Origin of the sequence: Halococcus thailandensis JCM 13552 (assembly GCF_000336715.1) — an archaeon.
Lineage (GTDB): Archaea > Halobacteriota > Halobacteria > Halobacteriales > Halococcaceae > Halococcus > Halococcus thailandensis.
The window spans coordinates 1-768 of sequence record NZ_AOMF01000137.1 but is presented as its reverse complement, the minus strand read 5'-3'; the positions used below and the strand labels follow the sequence as shown (position 1 = coordinate 768).

At 57.4% G+C, this 768-nt stretch carries 1 pseudogene; it reads right to left on the bottom strand.

Features of this window, described 5'->3' with window-relative positions:
* Positions 1 to 768 (bottom strand): annotated as a pseudogene (locus C451_RS24375) (RNA-guided endonuclease InsQ/TnpB family protein); the annotation flags it as partial.

The following is a 768-nucleotide window of genomic DNA, read 5'->3' as shown; positions in this document are numbered from 1 at the left end:
CGTTTCCGCTTGATGTCGGCGTGGCGTCGGGCAACCTTCCGTTGCTGTTCGCAGTAGTTGTTCGACCCGTGCTCTTTGCGGGAGAGAACACGCTGTTCGTGTTCCAACCGTTCCTGCTCCGCCGAAAGGTCCAACGACCCGACGGCATGGCCGTCGGTGTCGTGGGTGTATTTCAGTATCCCCACATCGATACCGACACACCGCTCCGGTTGGTCCGGTTTCGGAGGTGCTTCGGCGTCGGTGTCGAGTTGGAGCGAAGCGTACCACCGTCCGGTGGCTTCGCGCTTCACGACGACGCTTTTCACCGTGGCGTCGTCGGGGAGGTCTCGGTGAGCGACCACGGGAACATCGCCAATCTTTGAAAGGTGCAACCTGTCGCGGCCACTCGTTTTCTTGAGTTCGAAGCCGGTCTGGTTGTACGTGAAGGAATAGTAGTCNCAACCTGTCGCGGCCACTCGTTTTCTTGAGTTCGAAGCCGGTCTGGTTGTACGTGAAGGAATAGTAGTCGCCGACACCTTTCCACTTGAGTTTGCCGACGTTGTAGCCCTTCTTCGACTTTTTCGTAAGGTTCGAACGGTCCTTGTAGAGGCGGCGAACGACCATCTGAAGCACTTTCGAGTGGACCGACTGAAGGTCGGTCCACCACTTCTTGAGTTTTGGGAGACGGTTCTGTTCTGGTGTGTACGACGAGTCTTCCAGCCGATTCATCCGATGCAGGAAGTGGTTGCGAACCTGTCGGCAGGTATCCAGCGTCCACGCCAACCGTTC